The sequence below is a fragment of the Chryseobacterium sp. W4I1 genome (genome assembly GCF_030816115.1).
Taxonomy (GTDB): Bacteria; Bacteroidota; Bacteroidia; order Flavobacteriales; family Weeksellaceae; genus Chryseobacterium.
This window is the reverse complement of sequence record NZ_JAUSXQ010000001.1, coordinates 263,336-285,551: the sequence shown is the minus strand read 5'-3', so window position 1 is coordinate 285,551 and position 22,216 is coordinate 263,336. Positions and strand designations below refer to the sequence as shown.

The 22,216-nt window shown below is 36.3% G+C and carries 25 protein-coding genes; 18 read left to right on the top strand and 7 right to left on the bottom strand.

All coding sequences use genetic code 11. The features are described from left to right. Positions 1-2 precede the first annotated feature (2 nt). From QF044_RS01375 to QF044_RS01330, 10 genes are all read left to right on the top strand, one after another. Positions 3-542 carry an NADPH-dependent FMN reductase gene (locus QF044_RS01375; RefSeq protein WP_307262756.1) on the top strand — a complete coding sequence of 180 codons (540 nt, stop codon included), beginning with the start codon at positions 3-5 and terminating at the stop codon, positions 540-542. Beyond that, positions 535-1,113 carry a TMEM175 family protein gene (locus QF044_RS01370; RefSeq protein WP_307262754.1) on the top strand — a complete coding sequence of 193 codons (579 nt, stop codon included), beginning with the start codon at positions 535-537 and terminating at the stop codon, positions 1,111-1,113. Before QF044_RS01375 ends, QF044_RS01370 begins: the two co-directional genes overlap by 8 nt. 1 nt (position 1,114) lies before the next feature. After that, positions 1,115-1,333, top strand: coding sequence for a (4Fe-4S)-binding protein (locus QF044_RS01365; RefSeq protein ID WP_307262752.1), 219 nt, complete (start codon positions 1,115-1,117; stop codon positions 1,331-1,333). Beyond that, on the top strand, positions 1,333-1,728 hold the full coding sequence (locus QF044_RS01360; RefSeq protein WP_307262750.1) for an OsmC family protein: 396 nt from the start codon (positions 1,333-1,335) through the stop codon (positions 1,726-1,728). The genes QF044_RS01365 and QF044_RS01360 overlap by 1 nt, the downstream gene beginning before the upstream one ends. Position 1,729: 1 nt before the next feature. Next, complete coding sequence (locus tag QF044_RS01355) at positions 1,730-2,017, top strand: GNAT family N-acetyltransferase (RefSeq protein ID WP_034741912.1); 288 nt, start codon at positions 1,730-1,732, stop codon at positions 2,015-2,017. A 115-nt stretch (positions 2,018-2,132) separates the two neighbouring features. Next, positions 2,133-3,572 (top strand): sodium:solute symporter, encoded by a 1,440-nt coding sequence (locus QF044_RS01350; RefSeq protein WP_307262746.1) that lies wholly within the window; start codon positions 2,133-2,135, stop codon positions 3,570-3,572. 81 nt (positions 3,573-3,653) lie between these two features. Continuing rightward, on the top strand, positions 3,654-4,343 hold the full coding sequence (locus QF044_RS01345; RefSeq protein ID WP_307262744.1) for an SGNH/GDSL hydrolase family protein: 690 nt from the start codon (positions 3,654-3,656) through the stop codon (positions 4,341-4,343). 32 nt (positions 4,344-4,375) lie between these two features. Beyond that, complete coding sequence (locus QF044_RS01340) at positions 4,376-4,894, top strand: hypothetical protein (protein ID WP_307262742.1); 519 nt, start codon at positions 4,376-4,378, stop codon at positions 4,892-4,894. 106 nt (positions 4,895-5,000) lie between these two features. After that, positions 5,001-5,855, top strand: coding sequence for a transketolase (locus QF044_RS01335; RefSeq protein ID WP_307271897.1), 855 nt, complete (start codon positions 5,001-5,003; stop codon positions 5,853-5,855). A 48-nt stretch (positions 5,856-5,903) separates the two neighbouring features. Further along, on the top strand, positions 5,904-6,851 hold the full coding sequence (locus tag QF044_RS01330; RefSeq protein WP_307262740.1) for a transketolase family protein: 948 nt from the start codon (positions 5,904-5,906) through the stop codon (positions 6,849-6,851). 158 nt (positions 6,852-7,009) lie between these two features. On the opposite strand, the gene QF044_RS01325 is transcribed toward QF044_RS01330, so the two are convergent. The 3 genes from QF044_RS01325 to QF044_RS01315 form a co-directional block, all read right to left on the bottom strand. Continuing rightward, entirely contained in the window at positions 7,010-7,522 is a 513-nt protein-coding gene (locus QF044_RS01325; RefSeq protein ID WP_307262738.1) for a hypothetical protein, read from the bottom strand. After that, positions 7,522-7,983, bottom strand: a complete 462-nt coding sequence (locus tag QF044_RS01320) for a hypothetical protein (RefSeq protein WP_307262736.1) — start codon at positions 7,981-7,983, stop codon at positions 7,522-7,524. The genes QF044_RS01325 and QF044_RS01320 overlap by 1 nt, the downstream gene beginning before the upstream one ends. 133 nt (positions 7,984-8,116) lie before the next feature. Further along, complete coding sequence (locus QF044_RS01315; protein ID WP_307262734.1) at positions 8,117-8,569, bottom strand: hypothetical protein; 453 nt, start codon at positions 8,567-8,569, stop codon at positions 8,117-8,119. Between the two features lie 471 nt (positions 8,570-9,040). Here QF044_RS01315 and QF044_RS01310 point away from each other — a divergent pair, with 471 nt between their 5' ends. From QF044_RS01310 to gwsS, 4 genes are all read left to right on the top strand, one after another. Beyond that, positions 9,041-9,226: a TIGR04139 family peptide modification target gene (locus QF044_RS01310; protein ID WP_307262732.1), complete on the top strand. Its 186-nt coding sequence runs from the start codon at positions 9,041-9,043 to the stop codon at positions 9,224-9,226. Positions 9,227-9,343: 117 nt separating this feature from the next. Then, positions 9,344-10,225: a hypothetical protein gene (locus QF044_RS01305; RefSeq protein ID WP_307262731.1), complete on the top strand. Its 882-nt coding sequence runs from the start codon at positions 9,344-9,346 to the stop codon at positions 10,223-10,225. Next, positions 10,222-11,127 (top strand): grasp-with-spasm system ATP-grasp peptide maturase, encoded by a 906-nt coding sequence (gwsG, locus tag QF044_RS01300; RefSeq protein ID WP_307262728.1) that lies wholly within the window; start codon positions 10,222-10,224, stop codon positions 11,125-11,127. Before QF044_RS01305 ends, gwsG begins: the two co-directional genes overlap by 4 nt. Before the next feature lie 172 nt (positions 11,128-11,299). Beyond that, entirely contained in the window at positions 11,300-12,382 is a 1,083-nt protein-coding gene (gwsS, locus tag QF044_RS01295) for a grasp-with-spasm system SPASM domain peptide maturase (RefSeq protein WP_307262726.1), read from the top strand. Between the two features lie 14 nt (positions 12,383-12,396). Here the strand turns inward: gwsS and QF044_RS01290 are convergent, their stop codons facing one another. From QF044_RS01290 to QF044_RS01280, 3 genes are all read right to left on the bottom strand, one after another. Next, a complete protein-coding gene (locus QF044_RS01290) occupies positions 12,397-12,774 on the bottom strand; it encodes a hypothetical protein (protein ID WP_307262723.1) in 378 nt (125 codons plus the stop codon). 70 nt (positions 12,775-12,844) lie between these two features. After that, complete coding sequence (locus QF044_RS01285) at positions 12,845-13,315, bottom strand: Lrp/AsnC family transcriptional regulator (RefSeq protein WP_034703315.1); 471 nt, start codon at positions 13,313-13,315, stop codon at positions 12,845-12,847. Between the two features lie 134 nt (positions 13,316-13,449). Continuing rightward, on the bottom strand, positions 13,450-18,240 hold the full coding sequence (locus tag QF044_RS01280; RefSeq protein WP_307262721.1) for a translocation/assembly module TamB: 4,791 nt from the start codon (positions 18,238-18,240) through the stop codon (positions 13,450-13,452). A gap of 4 nt (positions 18,241-18,244) precedes the next feature. On the opposite strand from QF044_RS01280, the gene tsaD reads away from it, so the two are divergent. The 3 genes from tsaD to QF044_RS01265 are packed head-to-tail and all read left to right on the top strand — an operon-like array spanning position 18,245 to position 20,415. Beyond that, a complete protein-coding gene (gene tsaD / locus QF044_RS01275; RefSeq protein ID WP_307262720.1) occupies positions 18,245-19,261 on the top strand; it encodes a tRNA (adenosine(37)-N6)-threonylcarbamoyltransferase complex transferase subunit TsaD in 1,017 nt (338 codons plus the stop codon). Next, positions 19,258-19,668, top strand: coding sequence for a hypothetical protein (locus QF044_RS01270; RefSeq protein ID WP_307262718.1), 411 nt, complete (start codon positions 19,258-19,260; stop codon positions 19,666-19,668). Before tsaD ends, QF044_RS01270 begins: the two co-directional genes overlap by 4 nt. Positions 19,669-19,713: 45 nt before the next feature. Next, complete coding sequence (locus tag QF044_RS01265) at positions 19,714-20,415, top strand: 16S rRNA (uracil(1498)-N(3))-methyltransferase (protein ID WP_307262716.1); 702 nt, start codon at positions 19,714-19,716, stop codon at positions 20,413-20,415. A gap of 17 nt (positions 20,416-20,432) precedes the next feature. Here QF044_RS01265 and QF044_RS01260 read toward each other — a convergent pair whose 3' ends face one another. After that, on the bottom strand, positions 20,433-21,104 hold the full coding sequence (locus QF044_RS01260; RefSeq protein WP_307262714.1) for an RNA methyltransferase: 672 nt from the start codon (positions 21,102-21,104) through the stop codon (positions 20,433-20,435). A gap of 81 nt (positions 21,105-21,185) precedes the next feature. Between QF044_RS01260 and QF044_RS01255 the strand changes: the two genes are divergently transcribed. After that, positions 21,186-22,202 carry an asparaginase gene (locus QF044_RS01255; RefSeq protein WP_307262712.1) on the top strand — a complete coding sequence of 339 codons (1,017 nt, stop codon included), beginning with the start codon at positions 21,186-21,188 and terminating at the stop codon, positions 22,200-22,202. The last annotated feature ends 14 nt before the right edge of the window (positions 22,203-22,216 follow it).

The following is a 22,216-nucleotide window of genomic DNA, read 5'->3' as shown; positions in this document are numbered from 1 at the left end:
CCATGAAAATTTTAGCATTTGCAGGAAGTACATCTTCTACATCCATCAACAGGGAACTGGTAAAATTTGTTCTGAAAGATTTTCAGGATGAAGAGATCAACCTGATCGACCTCAACGATTTTACAATGCCTGTTTTCTCTGTAGATCTTGAAAAGAAGGGATTTCCGGATGAAGCGCACAACTTTTTAAAGGAAATTGAAGAATGTGATGTGATCATCTGCTCTCTGGCAGAGCATAACAGATCTTACAGCTCGGCTTTTAAAAATGTCTTCGACTGGTCTTCAAGGATCAATGTCAAGGTATTTCAAAACAAACCGATGCTTCTGATGAGTACTTCTCCGGGAGGCTACGGCGGCGGAAATGTGATGAATACGGCAAAGACATTCTTTCCGCAGTTTGCAGCAGATATCAAGGATACGTTTTCACTTCCAAAGTTTTATGAAAATTTTGATCTGGAAAGCGGCGTGATCAACCCTGATATGCTTAAAGAGCTTAAGGACAAGATAGAAAACTTCAAAAACATAATTAAAGCCAATGACTAAAGGAAGACTGGAAGCTTTCAGTGATGGGGTTATGGCCATCATTATTACTATTATGGTGCTTGAGCTGAAGGTTCCGGAAGGGAGTAACTGGGCGAGTCTAAAGCCTCTTCTACCTAAGTTAATTGCCTATATTTTCAGTTTTATTTATGTAGGGATTTACTGGAATAATCACCATCATTTATTTCAGGCTGTAAAAAAAGTGAACGGAAGTATTCTATGGGCCAATCTTCACCTGCTGTTCTGGCTTTCATTAATGCCAATCGCTACGGAATGGATTGGGGCAACCCATTTTGCAAAGAATCCTGTGGCTATGTATGGTATTTGCCTCATCATGTCAGCAGTGGCGTACACTATTTTAGAAAATCTGATTATCAGGTCTGAAGGCGAAAATTCCAGATTAAAAGAAGCTATACATTCAAAATTTAAAGAATATATCTCGATTATATTTTATGTTCTTGGCATAGTGGTTTCGTTTTTTTATCCTTATATTGCCATAGGTTTTTATTATATCGTGGCTTTCATATGGCTGATTCCCGACCGAAGAATCGAAAAATCATTAAAAGAAAATTAATATGGACACACACGAATATCCCAACGGCAGTATCACTGTCCTCTGGCAACCCCAGAAATGTATTCACTCGGCTGTTTGCGTAAAAATGCTTCCCAAAGTCTACAATCCAAAAGACAGACCCTGGATAAAAGCTGAAAATGCAAGTCCGGAAGAGCTTAAAAACCAAATTGACCAATGTCCTTCAGGTGCATTAAGTTATAAATTCAATACAGAACAATAATGGCGGTAACCGTAAAAGCAAGTTTAGGAAAAACAAAATATTATACTGAGGTGACAGCCGGTGAAAACCAAATCATTACTGATGAGCCTATAGATAAAGGCGGTCAGAATAAAGGTTTCAATCCGCTGGAAATCTTAGCGACATCCCTGGCAAGCTGTACTGCAGCTACTTTAAGAATGTACATCGAAAGAAAGGAATGGGATGTGGAAAACATCAACGTAGAAGTAGAACTTGAAAATTTCCCTTTAACAAAAAGAGCGGTCTTTAAAAGAGATATCACTTTTGAAGGTATATTGGATGATGAGCAGCTGAAAAGACTACATACTATTGCTGATGCCTGCCCTGTACACAAAATATTAACAAACGACATAGAAATACTAACCAAATTTTCATAATATGACCGAAGTAAAACAAAACAACGACGAAAAACACGGAAGTTTTGAAGCTTTCATAGACGGAAAACGCGCAGGAATGATGACCTATACCTGGGCTGGAGAGGAAAGATTCATCATAGACCACACAGAGGTGGAAGAAGCCTACAACGGAAAAGGAGTAGGAAAAGAAATGCTTCTGGCAGCAGTAGATTTTGCCAGGAAAAACAATAAAAAAATCATCCCTCTCTGTCCTTTTGCCAAAGCTAGCTTTCAGAAAAGTGAAGAGTTGCAGGATGTTTTAGTCAATTAATATTAATTTTTGCCCTTAAAATACAGGCCTTTCGGAGTTTAACATCTGAAAGGCTTTTTCTTTTTTAACAGAAGAGAAAAAAACTATATTTGCTAAAATTTTAATTGAAAAAACTATGTCTCCAATTATATTACTGTCTATTATTATCATTTACTTCGCATTGCTGCTTTGGGTAGCCTACAAAACAGGAAAAGGAAGCGATAATGAGAGTTTCTTTATTGGAAACCGTAAGAGTAATTGGATGCTTGTAGCATTCGGAATGATCGGAACATCCCTTTCCGGGGTCACATTTGTGAGTGTTCCGGGAGCGGTAGGAAATGATAAATTTGCATATCTGCAGATCACTCTTGGCTATCTTATCGGGTATATTGTGGTGGCATACGTTCTTCTTCCTTTATATTACCGTCTGAAACTGACCTCTATTTATGGCTATCTGCAGCAGAGAATGGGCCAGCTCTCCTACAAATCGGGTGCATGGATCTTCATTGTTTCCAGATTGGTGGGCGCAACAGCAAGGCTTTATCTGGTAGTCAATATTCTTCAGATTTCCATTCTTGACAATTTGGGAGTTCCGTTTATTGTGACCACTCTTATCATTTTAGCAATGATTATTCTTTATACTTATGAAGGCGGCGTGAAAACGATTGTCTGGACAGATACGTTACAGACCTCCTGTATGCTTTTGGGTCTCATCATCTGTACGGTTTACATGCTGAATCATTTAGGTTTAAGCTTCGGAGAAAGTTTTACGGCAATGCAGGACAAAGGCTATACCAAGATTTTTGAATTTGACCCGAACCAAAAAAGCTTCTTCATTAAACAAATTCTGGCTGGAGCCTTCATTACCATTACAATGACCGGAATTGATCAGGAAATGATGCAGAAAAGTTTATCTGTAACAAGGCTGAAAGATTCGCAAAAAAATATGGTGACTTTAGGGTTTATCCTTCTGGGAGTGATCTCTCTGTTCCTTTATATGGGTGGACTTCTTCATCTTTACGGAGCTCAGGAACATGTAACAAGCTCGGGAGACCAGCTTTTTCCTGATGTAGCATTGAACCATATGCCTGGTTTTATTTCAATCATCTTTATTGTTGCATTAATTTCAGCATTATTTCCTAGTGCAGACGGAGCTATGACAGCCCTTACCTCTTCCTTGTGTATCGATATTTTCGGGATGAAAGAGAAAAAAGACTGGGATGAGTCTAAAAAAGAAAAATTCAGAAAAAGAATCCACCTCATCGTGGCACTTTCATTCCTTATCATGGTGGTGATCTTTAAGGTAATTAATGATAATTCTATGATCGGGCTGATCCTGAAACTGGCCGGGTTTACTTATGGTCCGTTACTGGGACTGTTTGCCTTTGGAATTTTCACTAAATACAAGGTTAATGACAAACTGGTTCCTTACGTATGTATTGCTGCACCGGTGATCTCATTCTTTATCGATAAATATCAGGAAAACATATTCGGTGATTTTAAGATCGGGCTGGAACTTTTGATCATCAATGGTTTATTGACTTTCATAGGACTTTGGCTGATCAGAAAAAAATAATGGCTTATTTATTTTAAATCATTGATATCATTTAATTTCCAACAACTGCATATATTATCTTTCACAGCTATAAAAAAATTTATGAAATTATCCATGTTTCTTGCCTTAGGCTTGCTTTTAGGTGAATTTGTAAACGCACAAAGCGCGGTTGATTTTGCCAATCTTGCCAGATATAAAGATGATAATGCAGCAATTGTAGCCGCAAAGAAAAAAGTAGACGTGGTCTTTATAGGCAATTCTATCACTGAAGGTTGGGTAAAAAGTCATCCGGAGTTTTTTTCTGAAAATAATTATACCGGAAGAGGTATCAGCGGACAAACTACTTCACAGATGCTGCTTCGGTTTCAGCAAGATGTTGTGGCTTTAAAACCAAAACTGGTCGTTATTAATGGCGGAACTAATGATATTGCCCAAAATACAGGAGCGTATGATCCTGATTTTAGTTTTAACAATATTAAAGCAATGGCTGATATTGCACAAAGTAACGGAATTAAAGTAATGATTGCTTCCGTACTCCCTGCCGCATCTTTTCCATGGCGTAAAGAAGTAACTGATGTTCCCCAAAAAGTGGATGCTTTAAACAACAGATTAAAACAATATGCATACATCAATAAAATCACCTTCATCGATTACAATACAGCTATGCGTGATGAAAAAGGAGGTATGCGTGAAAGCCTTGCCAAAGATGGCATCCACCCTACCCCTGCAGGATATACCATTATGGAACCGATTGTTAAGAAGGCTATTAATAAAGCATTAGGCAAAAAATAAAATAAAATAAACAGAAGCACATTATTATAAGTATGAAAAAAATGATTTCTCTTTTCGTATTGTTATTAACCTTTGGCTTCATGTCCGCTCAGGATTTTGAAGTTTCTACTTTAAGAATAGGACCTTATAAGGTTTTTATGGAAAAAACGGAAGCTGAAAAGCTTTCAGGCACAAAATTGAAAGTAACGGACGGACAGATCAAAAACAATGTAAAATACAACGGTGAGCTGATTCTTATCGATCTTTATGAGAACTATATCAGTGAATCCAAACCGAGTGTTCCCAGTGTTATGGGAATAACAACAACCAGTAAGAAATTCAAAACAAAAAGTGGAATCGGCATTGGAAATACCAAGGACGATTTGATCAATGCTTATAGAAATTACCCAAGTTTTACAGTACATCCGGCATGGGATGACAGAGGCGAAAAACGCTTGAAAGATACGGGATATTTCACTTTAGAAGATCTGGATGCTGGAACACAGCTTTCTTTTAAATTTGTAAATAACATCATTACGGAAATTTCAGTATACCTGAACGAGGGCTGTTAAAATCAGTATTTCCCTGAAATAATTTTAAATCCGGATCCGAAGTCTGGATTTTTACATTTCCGTAAGCCGTTAAAAAATTGTAAATTCGCGTGCAAATAAATCAGATATAATGAGTAAAAGTATTGAAGAGCTGAAATCTCTTACTACACAGATCAGAAGAGACATTTTAAGAATGGTTCATGCTGTAAATTCAGGACACCCGGGCGGAAGTTTAGGCTGTACGGAATATTTCACAGCGCTTTACGGAAAGGTGATGAACTATAATCTTCCTTTCACAATGGAGGGGAAAAATGAGGATCATTTTTATCTTTCAAACGGACATATTTCACCGGTTTACTATTCTACTTTGGCGAGATTTAACTTTTTCCCGGTAGAGGAACTGAAAACTTTCAGAAAACTAGATTCAAGACTTCAGGGACATCCTACGACTCATGAGGGTCTTCCGGGTATCAGAATTGCTTCCGGATCTCTTGGTCAGGGACTTTCTGTAGCACTTGGTGTAGCGCAAGGTAAAAAACTGGACGGAGATAATTCTCTTGTTTACACACTTCACGGAGATGGAGAACTTCAGGAAGGTCAGGTTTGGGAAGCTTTAATGTATGCTGCAGGTAAAAAAGTTGATAATATCATTTCAACAATTGATTATAACGGACGCCAGATTGATGGTGATACTGATGATGTATTGAGCTTAGGAAATCTTCATGCTAAACTTGAAGCATTCGGATGGACTGTTTTGGAAGAAAAAAACGGAAACGACCTTGAAGCGGTAATTGCCATCCTTGAGAAAGCAAAAACTGAAACAGGAAAAGGAAAACCGGTTGTTATCATTCTTCATACAGAGATGGGTGCTGGTGTAGATTTCATGATGGGATCTCACGCATGGCATGGAAAAGCTCCTAATGACGATCAGCTTGATACTGCTTTCAAACAATTATATCTAGAAGCTCCTGCTGATTACTAATTATAGGTAATGAGTAAATAGTAATCAAAATAAATAATCAGTAAAAAAATGAAATATACATATACAGAAAAAAAAGATACGCGTTCAGGATTCGGAGCCGGATTAGCAGAACTTGCCGACAAAAATCCTAATGTAGTGGCACTTTGTGCAGACCTTATCGGTTCTTTGAAAATGGAAAAATTCATTGAAAAAGCACCGGAAAGATTCTTTCAGATTGGTATCGCAGAAGCAAACATGATGGGAATTGCTGCAGGTTTAAGCATTACAGGAAAAATTCCTTTTACAGGAACTTTTGCCAATTTCTCTACTTCAAGAGTATATGACCAGATCCGTCAGTCTATCGCTTATTCAGGAAAGAATGTAAAGATCTGTGCTTCTCATGCTGGTCTTACTTTAGGTGAAGACGGTGCTACCCACCAGGTTTTGGAGGATATCGGTATGATGAAAATGCTTCCGGGCATGACGGTGATCAACCCTTGTGACTACAACCAGACTAAGGCGGCCACCCTTGCTATTGCTGACCATGAAGGTCCTGTATATTTAAGATTCGGAAGACCTACCGTTCCTGTATTTATCCCGGAAGACATGCCTTTCGAGATCGGAAAAGGAATCCTGCTTCAGGAAGGTACTGATGTAACGATTGTTGCCACTGGACACCTGGTTTGGGAATCTCTTGTAGCAGCTGATGAGCTTGAAAAAGAAGGTATTTCATGTGAGGTGATCAATATCCACACGATCAAACCTTTGGATGAAGAAATCATTATTAAATCTGTTGAGAAAACAGGAAAGATTGTTACTGCTGAAGAGCACAACTATCTAGGCGGTTTAGGAGAGTCTGTTGCGGGAATGCTTGCAAGAAAAAGACCTACAAGACAAGAGTTTGTTGCCGTAAATGATTCTTTCGGAGAATCTGCTACGCCAGCTGAGCTGATGAAGAAGTATAAGATTGATTCTGAGGCTGTGAAAGAGGCTGTGAAGAGGATTTTAGCTAATTAAGATACATTATATCATATAAAATCGGGCTGTTTCTTTGAAACAGCCCGATTTTTTTACCACTCCGTCAGATCTATGATCTGCCACCTCTTCGAAGGAAGGGAATTGTTGCAGTACTAATAATGATGGTATAGTAGATTGTAGTCTTTATACAGAATTCATTATTGTGGCCTGTTTATGGGGATATCTATTGCATCCAGTACTGGATATAATATATTTTCAAGATATTCTTCCTCTCTTACCCGGGATTTTTTTGAACCTGAAAAATAATTGCTGATCCTGTGATTTTTCACAAACTGGTTTCTTTTCTTTCCAATGACATAATAATATCCGCCAGTTTCATCATTAATGAAATAAGTCATTTCATCAAAGCTCATAATTTTTTGGGTGAGAAATTGTTTTCTGTAAATACATTTTTCCTGCTTGTTAAAAATATATTTTACAGGAACTCTGAAGATCAGGTCAATCAGAAAGTATCCCATATATAATACCCAAAGAATTGAGGCTATTGTAAAAGCCCCTTCAGAGAGCACATTTCTGAAATAAAAGAATACAGGTACTACAAGGATCCCTATACCCAGCGCCCATTTTATATTAGGCAGGAAATAGTAATTAGGCATAAAGCTTATTTCACTGCCGCTATCCTCAAATTTATATTTCTCTTTCGTATTCATCAAACGTTTTGATTTAAGCCCATGATATCTTCAGTTTCATTCACCATTTTCTGTATACCTTTATGGGTAAGCGCCTGCCCTACCGCAAATTTCGAGTCTTTTCCATTCACCTCAAAATGAGCATTCAGGAATACGTTGGTAGTAATGAAGCCCAGGTATTTCATTGCCAACACTTCAAAATTGGTAAAATCCTGAAAAGAATAGGTCTTTGTAGCAACAAAAACACTGGGTTTACAGGTAATGGTCTGCTGCCGAGGATCAATAACAAACTTTTTTGCAAAGAAATTAGCGATAATCAGTACGGCTAGGGCCACTAAAAACCAACCCAGCAAAGGAAAATTATACTTGTAAGACAGTCCGGCAATGATGAATATAATAATAACCATTACGGACATAAATATCGGCTGGTTCTTGAAAATAAATACGTTTCCGTCTTTTTTGTAAAATTGATAATTGTTCATGATAAATTGTGATGTATTTTAATATTTATTTATTTTTTGGTTGTATAACGTTCTGCGATTTCATCGTCATTTATGGTTTTAAAAGTGTTCAGATCCGTTTTAAAATAGGTATCATGAACTGAAAAATAAGCATCTACTCTACTCTCCGTCTGTGCTGACGCTTCTTTCCAGCAGTCAAAAAACCAGAATTCAAACAGTTTATATTTTTCTCTTCATATTCTTCCCAGACATCATCCCAGTCTTCATATTCCTCGTGTTTTTCCTGAAAATCTATTGCTACTTTCCATATTGTCTCAGGCAAAAAAGAATCCCAGCTTTCTGTTTCATTAATATGATTTTCCTTTTGTTTATGGAGTATAGCTGTATCTGTAATAATCTTTCCATTTTTATCCGTAGCCCAGGCCGCAATATCCAGATAATCGTACTCGTACTCAAAATACAGAGCTCCAATATCCGTTTTTGTCTTTCCGTCAAGATAATTTACATTTTCTCCTTTGAGCAGTTGCACAAGATCCGCAACAACCTGTCCCTTAGTTTCTTCTAAATATTTTTTCAACTTAATATTAAGATATCCCAGGTTTTTCATGCTTTAATTTTGTAATTTCAGCTTTGATTTACTATTAAAATACAAAAATAGAGGAAAAAATAAATGTTTCCGCATCTTCTGATGCATTCTATACACTATTTTTTTTGTATGCACACCGGATTATAATTGTGTACAATAGAAATTATCAACCATTCAGCTAATCATTCCGTTTTATAATAATAGCCTACCGGTTACCTATTTCTAATTAATAAAATTTAGATTCATTAATATTTTAAAGATTTATTTACGCCTGTACAAAGGTACATTAAGCAATTTTTAAAAATACAAAAAAATGACATAAAAAATCCCTTAAAAGGGATATAAATATTAATAGTTTTGAAAATATCAACGTTGATCAGCCATTCAATATTTCGCCTTTAAGTGTACAGTATCGGATGAGATAGAGAATAGCAAGACCCATGTCAGGGTTTATATGGCAACACAAATATTAATTTAAAAATTATTTCAATTATGAAAAAATTACAAGGAATGAAGAACGGTTTTTCTTCATTGGAAAACAAGAAACTGAAAAACCTGCAAATCATTCAAGGAGGTGGAGGTACAGCAATCAACTATGTGGCAACGAACAACGGGGATTGCTATGATAAAGAAACATGGAGAGATCACAAGCTTGAATCTACTTTAGAGGTTTGTTAAAATCTTATTTAATCTATCACTTATAGTGGTTGGAGAGGGAGGAATTAAATTATTCCTCCTTTTACAAATAGAAACATCAAGATTTTTTACTTGAATTAATAACAAATGATAAACATAATGAATCGAAATCTGATTTTAATATATATAAGATACTTATTTGTCATTATACTTATATTTCTTTCCTGTAAAAGTAAAACCAATAATTATATTGTTTACTATAACAAGGTAAATGAAATTGACAGTCTTTACCGCATTGCCAATCAACCGAAAGAAGCTCTTAAACAGTACAGGAAATTGTTCAGGAAATACACTCCTAAAAATCAGGATCGCATTGAAGAATATGAAACCTATATTCAACTGGCGGATCAGCAACAAAAAAATTTCGGAGGAAAAAAAAGTCTGTATCACCTCATTTCATTGATTGCTCCTTATGAAGGTTCTTATAAAAATTATTTTGCCCTATTCCAAAAATATGGCATAGATAGTACAGAAGTCAAACAGAGAATTGCAGACTGGAAAAAAGGATTAAACAAACAGCTTGTGGATTCTTTCAGTATTGCCTTTGTTCGGGATCAGGCTGAAGGACGAAAAAATCCCCAGATTATGGAAAAGAATGATAAAAGAAATGCAAAGCTACTAAAATGGGCTTTTGAAAATTATGGCTATCCCTCGATACAAAAAATCGGGCTTATAGGAAATAATGATGTCTTTATGCCTATGCATCCATTATTCAGTCATATGATTGATTCGGAAGAATATTCTTATTTCAAAACGAAAATGTTGGAATATATAAAATCCGGAGACTGTATTCCAAAAGATTATGCAAATATGGTCGACAGGCATGATTTGCAAATTACCAAAAAAGAAATGCCTTATGGTTCCTATCCCAGTTATACAGCTGTTATTGATACGGCGAAAGTAAACCGTAATAGAAAAACGATAGGCTTACCAGCTCTAAAACGTGCTTTAAAAAATAAAAAAGAGCATTCAAAGCCATGATTCTTATTATTTCCAATAACAACGAAAGGACAACTATTAAAATCATACAATGGCTGCTTGAAATGCAAAAGAAATTCATCCGTATCCATGAGGACGAAATTTTTGAAATTAAAATTGAGAACAAGAAAATCTTTCTGGAAAGCAATAGAAATTCTTTTTTTCTGGAAGATATCACCAGTGTATGGTATAGAAGAGGCAGACTGAAGATCAAACATCTGAAGTATGACAATCCAGCCGTTAATGCCCATATGAATGAAGTACAGCACTGGCTGAAAGATTACGTAAGGGTTACGCTGGAATCTAAAAAACATATCAATAAGGAAAGCAATAGTGATATTAATAAGCTATTAGTGTTGGAACAGGCAAGAAAAGCAGGTTTAGAGGTTCCAGAATATTTTCTAGCAGACAATACAGATCAAGTCCCTTTACATACAACTATTATAAAAACAATTGGCGGAAATCCTATATTAGATGATATTGATGTAGATTTAAATGGAATCATGTATACTACCACTATACACCAAAAGGAGAAAACAGATTTCTTTATTACTTTTTTTCAGAATCAAATTGATAAAGAATTTGAAATCAGAACTTTCTACCTCAACGGAAAATGCTATTCAATGGCTATTTTCTCTCAAAATGATGAACAGACTAAAACAGATTTCCGGAAATATAATTTAGAAAAGCCGAATAGAAATGTTCCTTATAAGCTGTCTCATCAGATTGAAAAAAGGATTCATTTCCTGATGAAGGCATTAAATCTTAATTGTGGTTCATTAGATTTTATAAAAGGAAGAGACGGAAAGTTTTATTTTTTGGAAGTTAATACCATTGGACAATTTTTAGGCCTTTCCAATATATGCAACTATTCACTAGATAAAGAAATAGCAGATTATTTATGAAAATTAAAATTGAAGAAAAAAATAAATTACCACTTACTTTCAAGCACATTGAAACCTTCCGCCATCAAAAGTTAAAAAAGCTCAATGATATTATTTACGTTTTAGATTGTGAAAAGTATCAAACCAATTTTCACATAAGAGAAAAACCTACAAAAGCCTTAACTCGATTAATATGAGATATTTCAATTTGTTTTCAAATATATTAGTTACAAAAGGAATACGTAGAATTCTGATATCTGATCTTCAGAGGAATATATCGGAGCTATACCCTCTAGAATTATATGAAATGATAGAAGAACTGAAAAAAAAATCTATAGAAAATCTCATAAGTGATTATGATGATGAATCTAAAGAAACTGTTCAGGAGTATCTGAATATACTGTTGGAAAAGGAATACGGCTTTATTACGGACAAAGATTGGGATAGAAACTTTCCACCTCTTTCATTTGGATATCATGAACCCAGTGTGATTACAGATATTTTTTTAGAAATAGAAAATATTGATGTGATAAAAAAAATAAGTTCATCAATAGAAAACCTGGGAGGAAAACATCTTACCATTTACAGTACAACCTCATTAACTACAGAAGATTTCATAAAAATTGATAAAATTTTTAAAACTTCCGTTTTGTCAGGAATAGAGATTTTTTCCCTATTTCATGAAGATGTAGACAAGCTTTTTATAGATACAGTTCATAAGAATACGAAAAGAATTTACCAAGTCACTTTTTATAGCTGCAAGAGGAAACCTTTCAAAGTAAAAGATGAATTCAGATTCAGCTTATATTTTACTGAGGAAGAGGTTAAAATTTCCTCTTGCGGAAAAGTAGATCTGAAATACTTTAATACTAATATCTCAAAAGTATCAGAAGCGATCCATCACAACTCTTGTCTTCATAAAAAAATAGGAATAGACATTCATGGTAATATCAAAAACTGTCCTTTAATGTCTGAAAGCTTTGGGAACATCAATAATTCCAGCCTTGAAGAAGCTGTGTTAAAGACGGGTTTCAAAAAATACTGGAACATCACAAAAGACCATATTGAAGTATGCCGGGACTGTGAATTCCGCTATATATGTACTGACTGCAGAGCCTATACAGAACGTACCCATAAAAACAATGATGGTCTGGACGTTTCCAAACCTCTTAAATGCGGTTACGACCCTTATACAGGGAACTGGGAAGCCTGGAGTAAAAATCCTTTAAAACAAACAGCTATACACTATTATGAACAGAATAACTCAAAAGCATAACATCCGGATCAGATCTATCTGAAAAACTTCCATTTTGGAATAATGGCCAGCATTCCAAAACCTGTAAACAGGAAAAGATTGGTGACATCCGTATACAGGAATGTAGAAAGATAATAGTTGTGCATAAAGAAGTGCAGAACCAGCAGTGCAGGAAATGTAAAGATCCCTATTTTTCTATAAAAAAACATCAGTACAAGCCCGATCATCATCAGAAAGTCTATAGAAAAGATCACGTAAAAATACCATCTCGGAATCTGAAGATATTCATGCTGAAGGTATTCATCCACATCAATTCCCAATCCCATAATTGTAAACAGCATTAGTGCTGCAAAAGCTAAAATAAAGCCCCATCCCTTCTTCGGATCTTCGTCAAAGTAACTGTATTCTTCCATAGATACAAAAATAAAGAACTTATGAATAATTTCATAAGTTCTTCGGTATATTATTCGTTTAAAATTTGAATTATATAGAAATAGCGTTGATCAATCTGTTTTTGTCGCTCAAGTACTCTTCCATAGAGATCATACTTTCGGTTCTCATTACATCCTGAATGTCATCTATCTGATAGATAATTCTTTTCGCATCTTCCGTATTCTTAGCTCTTACTTTACAGAAAATATTATATTTTCCTGAGATAACACTAGCTTCAATTACGTTAGGAAGTACTGATAATTCTTTCAATACCTCTTGCGTACGGTTTGATTTTGTCAAAAGTATACCGATAAAAGCTGTAAAATGATAGTCCAGCTTACCATAATCGATATTAAGAGATGATCCCAAAATAATACCCGCATCTTCCATTTTTTTCACTCTTACGTGAATTGTTCCAGCAGAAACATCCATCTGCTTTGCAATTTCGGTAAAAGGCATTCTTGTGTTTTCTACTAAGAAATCAAGAATTTTCTTGTCTATTTCGTCCAGTTGATAGTTCATATTAGTTAAATTACAATTTTCTTAAAAAATCTATGTATTTGTTGCAAATTTATAAAAAATAATTTAACTAAAAAAATTATATTAAATATTAACAATAATTAACACGGATGATAAAAATCATTAAAATATTCAGATTATTTAGCACTTGATTTTGTAGAATCTGTTTTTATTTGTGTTGTAGGCTCCGGCTGTTTTTTGTCTTTTTTCCTCTTTTTAAACAGAGAATTGAAGCTTTTGCTCCACACTACACCCCCACCATAAGCCTGATTAGCAGAGCCATTCGTGCTTACCATTCCTATATTTGTAGGCTTGGAATAGCCCCTTAAGATGAGACTTCCATCATTTTTTTTAGAAATATCATATTCAATAGAACCTTCACCGGACAGATAATTGGTTTGCGTTCCTTCTGTTTTCGTCAGTGGAATTCCAAGCCCTGTTTTAATATTTATCCTAGGCGAAACCGCTACACTCACTCCGGCATTTGCACGGTCACCAGTATTGGAGTTTTGATCACCTTTTACATAATTCAAATCGATCTGGAATTCATTACTCATTGTATTAAGGACTGATCCCAGCTGTTTCAGAAGCATATTATATCCTGAAGATTCTGCCACTCCTGCCACATCAAAGTCTACCCCACCACTGTTGGACACGTTGAAAGTACTTAATAATAAGACAGAACCAAACTGGAGAACCTTCTCACCTTCCTGGCTCATTTTAGCTGCCAGTGTCTCTTTTACCTGGCTGGATACATCAAGGGCAGTAACGTTCAGGTCTATTTTTGGATTAATTAATGACTGGGTAATATTTGCCTGCAACAATACACTGATGGGCTGAAGTTTTCCCATACTCAGATATTCACCTGCATTAGAAACCATTCTTACATAGTTGGCCGTAATATCCAAAGCCGGTTTCATGGCATCCCCGTCCCATCTGATACTACTGTTTTTTTCGATCTGGAAGGTTTTGTTCAGAATCGCCTTAGAAACGAATGTTCCGTTATCTACTTTATAAGTACCATTCATGGCAATAGCTCCCTGTCTGCCCATCTGGAACCTCAGCTTCTCAGCAGTTCCTTTTACTGTAATATTTCCCACATCATCACCGACAAGAACGTTCACAGTGGTTCCTTTATCCACATCAAGACTGAAATCGATATACATATTGGCTCCTGTCTTTTTCTTTTCTTCCAGAGTAATAAGCCCATCCTTTCCTTCTTTCAAGAACCTCAGCATTTTAAATTCTTCAACATTGGATGTTGAGCTTGAATTAAAGGTAAAATTACTTCCGTTCAGCGCTTTCATATTAGGAGTGGTAATACTCAACCTTGAAACAGGTCCGTCTACGTATAAATCTCCCTGTCCGTAAACCCTTCCCCAGAACAGGTCATAATCTTTCTGTGTTGTATTCAGCATGAGGAGATTATCTGCCCTCATGATGAGATTGACTCCCAATGAAGAAATGGTTTCAAACTGGATAGCACCGGAAATTGTTCCTTTTGAGTTTGATCTTCCGTCATGCACTTCAATATTATTGAGAATCGCAAGCCCACGGGAAAGTGGAACCACAGTATCATCAAATGAATAATCTACTCCGGTAAACAAAAGTTTCAGACCAAAACCTTTCAACGCAATATCGCCACTATAATCAAGATCACTTAATTTCCCGTTGATCTTCAGATCACCAGTCGCTTTTCCTCTGATATTTCCAAAAACAGTCTGTACAAATTGCTGAGTAAATGCAAGATCAAAATCACGCATTTCCGCAGTAAGATCAAGAGTAGGTGAAGCGGTGTTATTATTAACAGTACCCGTTAAATGCAGGTTATTATTACCCAGCACTCCTGCTGAAGTCACTTTTACATCTACATCATATACATTCAGAGAGAAACCGTTGGTTGCAGAAATAGTAAGGTCACCCATTTTATTTCCGTTCATCATAATATTATCAACGGTAAGATCTACAATCGGCTGCAGTGTACTCTTATCCATTTTAATCTTCACGCTTCCGTTAGCCAGACCTTTAATTCCCATCGGGTTTCCACCGGACTGCATTTCTAGAAGCTTTTCAATAGCAAACTCTTCAATATCTGCATCTACATAAAAATCTTTTGCAGATTTGAACTCGGCTTCTTTAATAAACAAAGCACTTTTCTCTGAATATATCCGAAGGTTTCTTATATCAAAATCCCCGTTCTTTTTCCTGTAGGTAATGGAATGATCCAGCTCGGGACTTGTATCGATAGCCCAGGTAACATCATTAAATTTAACTTCAGTAGGTTCAAATCTGAAAACAAAATCTCCCGCAGCATTGGTAGACTGATCTACATTAATGGCATAGGCCTTAAGATTATCATTCAGGTCATCTTCCGGGCTTCCATGCTTAAATGTTGTAGCCAAATGAAGGGCCGTATTATTTTCATTCTTCCCTTTCAGTTCAAAATCTTTGATAATATTCTTATTATATTCCAGTTTACTGATTCTTGCATACAGCTGTTCATTAAGATTCGCTGTATTGATCCTCACCATAACACTGTCGATCATGGCACTGTCCCTGGATATATTATTCCGGTTGTTGATTTTATATTCAGGATTAGCAGCTGCTAGGGCCTTATCGGCATCCGTGATCTCCTGCTCCTTTGTCATCATATATTTCAGAGAAGCCGCGTCCAAATTGACGATCAGATTGTTTGAGTCCCCATCATACTCTCCTTCTACCACAGCTCCTTTTGGAAGTTTCAGATCAGGCAGAAAATAATTTACAATACCTTGCTGAACATCAAAATTCATTTTAAAATTCTGACCTCTGTATAGTTTTCTTGGTGGAGGTCCCACCAGTATTCGCCCTATACCATTTTCTACCATTCCGACCAGATCTGCAAGGTTATATCTTCCCGATATTTTCCCGCTTGCAGCACCTGGTGCATCAACGTCTATCACTCGTCCTCCAGCTTCTATAAATGTTTTCAGCTTCGCATTAGGAATTAAATATTTTTGGGTGGCTGTCGCAAAATTAATATTATTGGCATCGACATCCAGCGTCAGATCATTGATAGAAGACATGGACATTTTACCTTCCACCTGGCCGCTTACAATCTGGCTTCCCGGTTTATTGGTAAAATAATTCATATTCAGGTGGTTCACATCAGCATTCACATTCATTGTGATCCTTGATGTACTGAAATCAATAAGTCCTTTAATTGTGGCTTTCGCCTGTTCATCATTTACGGTGATGAGACCGTTATATTTTTTATGATCCAATAATCCGTCAAGATAAACATTATTGATCTGCTTATCCATTACCTCGATGCTGGTGATCTGGGATTTTGTGGTCAGACGCATCGTATTGACGTCAAAACTCTGTCCGTTAAGATCAAATTTACCGGAGATTAAGCCGACTGCTTTATTTTTAGTGATAACAGAGGTATTGAGATCTTTCACTTCCAGGTATCCTGAGTATTTGGGCAATGCTGTGCTGTATCCAGTTAGCGAAAGATTAGAGATCTTAGCCTGTCCTATTCCTGTCATCAGATTCCCATTGGCAACGTAAACCTGTTCGGGATTTACTCTCGCAGTTCCATTGTACTTCAGTTTACCAAAATCATCAGCAAAATTCTTCATTTTTTTTGAAATAAATGAAGGCATCATAGCTTTGAGATCTTTGTAAGTAAAATCCACCGAAAGGTCTTTGGTTTCTATAGAAAAATTTCCTTTGAGGAGCCTGTCGACTTTCATTGTTTTAGTCGCAATATTCACATCAGGGTTACTAATCAGGAAGTTTTCCAGATGGAACTTGTTCAAAGGACCCGTCATTTTCCCAGCCAGATTGAATGGTTTAAAATTATCCCAATTGGTTACAAAATAGCTGATATCATATCCACTTAGTTGGCTTCCCTGCTGGATCTCCATATCCCAACGTACACGGTCTGCAAAATCAGACCATGAACCGTCATGAAGATTAAATCTGATATTGCCCTGAAGCAAAGAATGATCTGTATTCAGAGTAAGGTCTTTTAATGATAAAAATTGGTGTGTTAAGGAAAGTTCTGTAGAAAATGTATCTACAAAATGGGATTTTCCCCATCTGGAAGTGACGAAGGACATATTATTGATCAATGCCGAAACATTGGCTCCATTTACTTTTACATTCGGAGCTTTTAAATTAAACTTCGTTGCCGTAAGCCATTTTCCAGGTTCTCCCGGAGAATTTTGGCTGATGATCGAAACTTTTGAATCTATGATCTGTACCCGGGAATCCAGCTGAAAAGGCGGTTTGTTAGGATCTCTTTTTTTACCACTGTCAAAGAGCTGTGTAAACCTGATAAAATTGGAGATACTGTCACCTTTGTACGTGATCACCTTTATATCTGCATTCACTAATGTAAGGGAATTAAAACTGAGGGAATTGCTATTCCCGGAAATGGCATTATAGGCAAGCGACATCCAATCTGAATTGGCCCGGAATTCTCTGGCTTTGATAAAATCCAGACCTTTATAATCTTTGATTTTTAATCCTTTAATCGTTACATCGCCGAAATAATCTACTTCTACACTTTCTGTAGTCATTCCAGCTTTAAAATCTTTGTTGACGATCTGAAGTGCCTGATCTGCTGCCCATTGTTTGGTTGCCGGAAGATTAATGGCTGTAAGAACTCCTCCAACCAGAATAACTCCCAACCAAAAAAGGATGAGAAGAAGTTTGGCCCACCATGAATAACTGGTCACATCTTTTACAGCTTGTTTACCAAATTCCCCAGCAGTTTCCACAGGGTGATTGATAGCATCTGATGCCAGCTCAGAGGCTTCCTTAACTGTTTCCTTTACAGCACCTTCTACATTCTCAACAGTCTTCTGTACCTGATCACTTAGGTTCTCAGCTACTGATTTTTTATTCTCATTCTCGTTATTATTCTCTAACTTTGCCATTATTATGAGCGACTCTATAATTTTAGGTATTGAATCGTCCTGCGACGACACCTCAGCAGCTATCATCAAGGGAAACTGTATTCTGTCGAACATTGCTGCGACTCAGGCCATCCATAAAGAATATGGAGGTGTGGTCCCTGAACTGGCATCGCGAGCGCATCAGCAAAATATAATCCCCGTTGTTGAAAAATCTATTACCAAAGCAAATATACAACAAAATGCTATTTCAGCTATAGGATTTACACGAGGTCCGGGACTTTTAGGATCTCTTCTTGTAGGAACATCATTTGCTAAGTCTTTGGCTATGAGCTTAAATGTTCCGTTGATTGAAGTAAACCATCTCCAGGCCCACATTTTAGCCCATTTTATTGACGATGCAAATCCTATGCCGCCTCAATTCCCTTTCCTGTGTCTTACGGTAAGTGGCGGGCATACCATGATCGTATTGGTAAAGGATTATTTTGATATGGAAATTATTGGAAAAACAATTGATGATGCTGCAGGAGAAGCTTTTGACAAAATCGGAAAGATTTTTGACCTGGACTACCCTGCCGGACCTATTATAGACCGGTTGGCAAAAGAAGGAAATCCTGATGCTTTCACATTCAATAAACCTAAAATGGAGAGCTACGATTATTCTTTCAGTGGCATTAAAACTTCTGTTCTGTATTTTATTCAGAAAGAGGTGAGAAAAAACCCGGATTTTATTAAAGAAAACCTGAATGATCTGTGTGCTTCTGTTCAGAGAACGATCATTGAAATTTTAATGAATAAGTTTGAAAAAGCAGCGAAAGAATTAAATATCAAAGAAGCAGCCATTGCTGGTGGTGTTTCTGCCAATTCTGCTTTAAGAAAGGCCATGGAAGATAACAAGGAAAAACTGGGCTGGAATATTTACATTCCGAAATTTGAATATACAACCGATAATGCGGCTATGATCGCAATGGTTGCCCAACTGAAATACGAACGAGGTGAATTTACGGATCTGAGAACTTCCGCAACTGCAAAATATGATTTATGAAAATACTTTTAGAAGAAAAAGTACTGGGAACGCATTCTAAGAAGAACTCAAAATATTATTGGGTTTTAGAAACCGTAATAGGAAAAAATGAAGTGACAGAAAAATCTGAAGACGAAGATTATTTAATGATCAGTTCAGAAATTGGATATGTTCAAAATATAAAGGAAGAGATCGTAGAAAAAATCAATTCAGAGAATGTATTCAGTTTTACTTACGAACCCAAAGAAGGAGATTATTTATCTATTAAAAATAATTTAAGAAAAAACGAATATTTGAATTTAATTTTTATGAATAATAAGTGGATTGAAGAAATTTACGCATGTTCATATAGAGACTGTGAGGGTGATATTTATACTACGATAAAAACCGGTGTGGCATTTTTAAGTGATAATGAAATTACCTTTTAATCATCACTTATCAATAAAATTCAGGCAGATTCTAAATATCAATATATGAAACTTTTTTTTGGTGAAATCAATAACGGAAAAGCAATAATCAATGACGAGGAACAACAGCATATGGTGAAGGTTCTGCGGATGAAAGATGGCGAAGAGATTCATGTAACAGATGGCAAAGGAAATGTTGCTTCCGGAAAATTAATTATCGAAGGAAAACGGGCTAGTCTGGACATTTCTGAAATTAAAACAAATATGCCTGACTTTAATCCTAAGCTTCATATTGCTATTGCTCCTACAAAAAATATTGACAGGATTGAGTTTTTTGTAGAAAAGGCTGTGGAGATGGGTATTTCAGAGATCAGTATTTTGCAGACTGAAAAAACAGAACGTAAAAATATTAATATTGATAAGATCAGAAAACAGGCTGTTGCTGCATCAAAGCAGAGCTTAAGGTTTCATTTCCCGATCATCAATGATGCAGTGAAACTTACTGATTTTCTAAAAAATATTGATCCGGAACATACTTTTGTGGCGCACTGTCATGAAAATCTGGACCGAATTGCACTAAAAGATATTCCTTCATTGGAGCAGATTACTTTTCTTATTGGTCCGGAAGGAGATTTCTCTGAAAAGGAAATCCAGTTTCTATCCGACCATAAAATTAAAGCAGTTTCACTTGGTAATCAGAGATTGAGAACAGAAACAGCGGGTGTATTTGTGGCAGCGTGGAATTATTTCAATATGATGAAAAGTTAGAAAATAGAAATATCGGCTTACAGTTCCAGATTATGATCTTTAAGATATTTTTGGAGAATCTGCTTTCCGCTCTTTATGGAGTTTACAGCCCAACGCATCTTCATTCTCATCAGCTTTTCTTCGCTTAATTTATAATCAATTCCTGATTTAATAAGCTTTTGTTTTAGTTCGTACATACAGATTCCTGCTGCTACGGAAACATTATAGCTTCTCGTCAGACCATACATTGGGATGGCCAAAGTTTCATCCGCAAAATCTATTACTTCTTGTGATACTCCTTCCATTTCAGTTCCGAATACAAGAGCAATAGGTTCCGTGATCTGATAATCAGGAAGCATCACTGCATTTTTTTCCAGTGATACAGCCAGAATTTTATAGCCTCTATCTTTAATATTTTGTAGGGATGCTATATTTTTAGGCATTTTTTCCACTTCTACCCATGTTTCAGCACCTTTTGTTACGGTAAGGTTAGGATCGAAAACATTTTCCTCTTCCATAGCTATGACTTTATGAAAAGCAGAGGCTTCCACGGATCTTATAATGGCAGCAGCATTTCTAAACTGGTAAACATCATCCATCACAGGAAGAATAAAATCAGAACTTTCCTGAGAGAAATGTTCGATTTTTGAGAGCCTTTCCTCTGTTAAAAACTGCTTTAAATATTCAAAAGTTTGCGCTAAATCTTCCATTCATTTTCAAATCTTTGCAAATTAACGTAATTTTGGGCTATGAACCTGAACGAGGCTCAATTTCTTAGAAAAAAGTAATTCATGAAACGAAAAGTCCTGCTCATCTATACCGGAGGAACCATCGGTATGGAAAAAGATTACGAAACCGGAAGCCTGCGTGCATTTGATTTTGGAAATATCTTTGAAAAAATGCCCGAGATGAAATTAATGGAATGCGAAGTATTCGTTCATCCATTTGCAAAACCGCTAGACTCTTCGGATATGGGACCCGAGGAATGGAAGGTGATCGCCAATTATATTCTCAAAAATTATGAACTGTATGACGGTTTTCTGATTCTTCACGGAACTGATACAATGTCTTATACGGCTTCTGCTTTAAGTTTCATGCTAAAAGGATTGAGAAAACCTGTAATCATGACAGGCTCACAGCTTCCCATCGGTGATCTGAGAACGGATGCCAAAGAAAATCTTCTGACCAGTCTTTATTATGCCAGTCTTTATGAAAATGACGAGGCTGTTATCCAGGAAGTGGCCGTTTATTTTGAATATAAATTATTAAGAGGAAACAGAACCCTGAAATATTCTGCAGAATATTTTGATGCCTATTCAAGTCCGAATTATCCTATTTTAGGACAGTCCGGTGTACATTTAAATATTGTTAAGGACAACCTTTACCGTTGTGATCCAGAAGTGGAATTTCATGTAGACGAACATATTTCTGAAGATATTTTATTCTGGCGTATTTTTCCAGGTATGCATCTGAGTCATTTCAAAGAAATCCCTAAAATGAAGGTTTTAATTCTTCAGGTTTTCGGTTCGGGCACTATTTTCAGCAGTGAAAAGACACAGGAAACGCTTGAGGAAATCAGAAACAACGGGACTGAAATCGTGGTGGTAAGTCAATGTATATCAGGGGGTATATCATTTGGAAAATACGAGAACAGTAACATCTTTTCTAGAATCGGAGCAATTAGCGGAAGAGATATGACCGCTGAAACAGCAATCACTAAAGCGATGCACCTGATAGACAACCCCAATTACACAGGAACTTTTGCAGACAACTTCACGAGAAGTCTTTGTGGAGAAATTACTGAGTAATTTTAAATAATAAT

Bases quoted from the DNA above. Each gene is read 5' to 3' on its own strand.
- QF044_RS01320 (WP_307262736.1), bottom strand. From the start codon at position 7,983: ATGAACAATTATCAATTTTACAAAAAAGACGGAAACGTATTTATTTTC.
- QF044_RS01280 (WP_307262721.1), bottom strand. From the start codon at position 18,240: ATGGCAAAGTTAGAGAATAATAACGAGAATGAGAATAAAAAATCAGTA.
- QF044_RS01370 (WP_307262754.1), top strand. From the start codon at position 535: ATGACTAAAGGAAGACTGGAAGCTTTCAGTGATGGGGTTATGGCCATC.
- tsaD (WP_307262720.1), top strand. From the start codon at position 18,245: ATGAGCGACTCTATAATTTTAGGTATTGAATCGTCCTGCGACGACACC.
- QF044_RS01305 (WP_307262731.1), top strand. From the start codon at position 9,344: ATGAATCGAAATCTGATTTTAATATATATAAGATACTTATTTGTCATT.
- QF044_RS01285 (WP_034703315.1), bottom strand. From the start codon at position 13,315: ATGAACTATCAACTGGACGAAATAGACAAGAAAATTCTTGATTTCTTA.
- QF044_RS01260 (WP_307262714.1), bottom strand. From the start codon at position 21,104: ATGGAAGATTTAGCGCAAACTTTTGAATATTTAAAGCAGTTTTTAACA.
- QF044_RS01355 (WP_034741912.1), top strand. From the start codon at position 1,730: ATGACCGAAGTAAAACAAAACAACGACGAAAAACACGGAAGTTTTGAA.
- QF044_RS01340 (WP_307262742.1), top strand. From the start codon at position 4,376: ATGAAAAAAATGATTTCTCTTTTCGTATTGTTATTAACCTTTGGCTTC.
- QF044_RS01325 (WP_307262738.1), bottom strand. From the start codon at position 7,522: ATGAATACGAAAGAGAAATATAAATTTGAGGATAGCGGCAGTGAAATA.
- gwsS (WP_307262726.1), top strand. From the start codon at position 11,300: ATGAGATATTTCAATTTGTTTTCAAATATATTAGTTACAAAAGGAATA.
- gwsG (WP_307262728.1), top strand. From the start codon at position 10,222: ATGATTCTTATTATTTCCAATAACAACGAAAGGACAACTATTAAAATC.
- QF044_RS01290 (WP_307262723.1), bottom strand. From the start codon at position 12,774: ATGGAAGAATACAGTTACTTTGACGAAGATCCGAAGAAGGGATGGGGC.
- QF044_RS01330 (WP_307262740.1), top strand. From the start codon at position 5,904: ATGAAATATACATATACAGAAAAAAAAGATACGCGTTCAGGATTCGGA.
- QF044_RS01310 (WP_307262732.1), top strand. From the start codon at position 9,041: ATGAAAAAATTACAAGGAATGAAGAACGGTTTTTCTTCATTGGAAAAC.
- QF044_RS01255 (WP_307262712.1), top strand. From the start codon at position 21,186: ATGAAACGAAAAGTCCTGCTCATCTATACCGGAGGAACCATCGGTATG.
- QF044_RS01375 (WP_307262756.1), top strand. From the start codon at position 3: ATGAAAATTTTAGCATTTGCAGGAAGTACATCTTCTACATCCATCAAC.
- QF044_RS01345 (WP_307262744.1), top strand. From the start codon at position 3,654: ATGAAATTATCCATGTTTCTTGCCTTAGGCTTGCTTTTAGGTGAATTT.
- QF044_RS01350 (WP_307262746.1), top strand. From the start codon at position 2,133: ATGTCTCCAATTATATTACTGTCTATTATTATCATTTACTTCGCATTG.
- QF044_RS01270 (WP_307262718.1), top strand. From the start codon at position 19,258: ATGAAAATACTTTTAGAAGAAAAAGTACTGGGAACGCATTCTAAGAAG.
- QF044_RS01265 (WP_307262716.1), top strand. From the start codon at position 19,714: ATGAAACTTTTTTTTGGTGAAATCAATAACGGAAAAGCAATAATCAAT.
- QF044_RS01360 (WP_307262750.1), top strand. From the start codon at position 1,333: ATGGCGGTAACCGTAAAAGCAAGTTTAGGAAAAACAAAATATTATACT.
- QF044_RS01365 (WP_307262752.1), top strand. From the start codon at position 1,115: ATGGACACACACGAATATCCCAACGGCAGTATCACTGTCCTCTGGCAA.
- QF044_RS01315 (WP_307262734.1), bottom strand. From the start codon at position 8,569: ATGAAAAACCTGGGATATCTTAATATTAAGTTGAAAAAATATTTAGAA.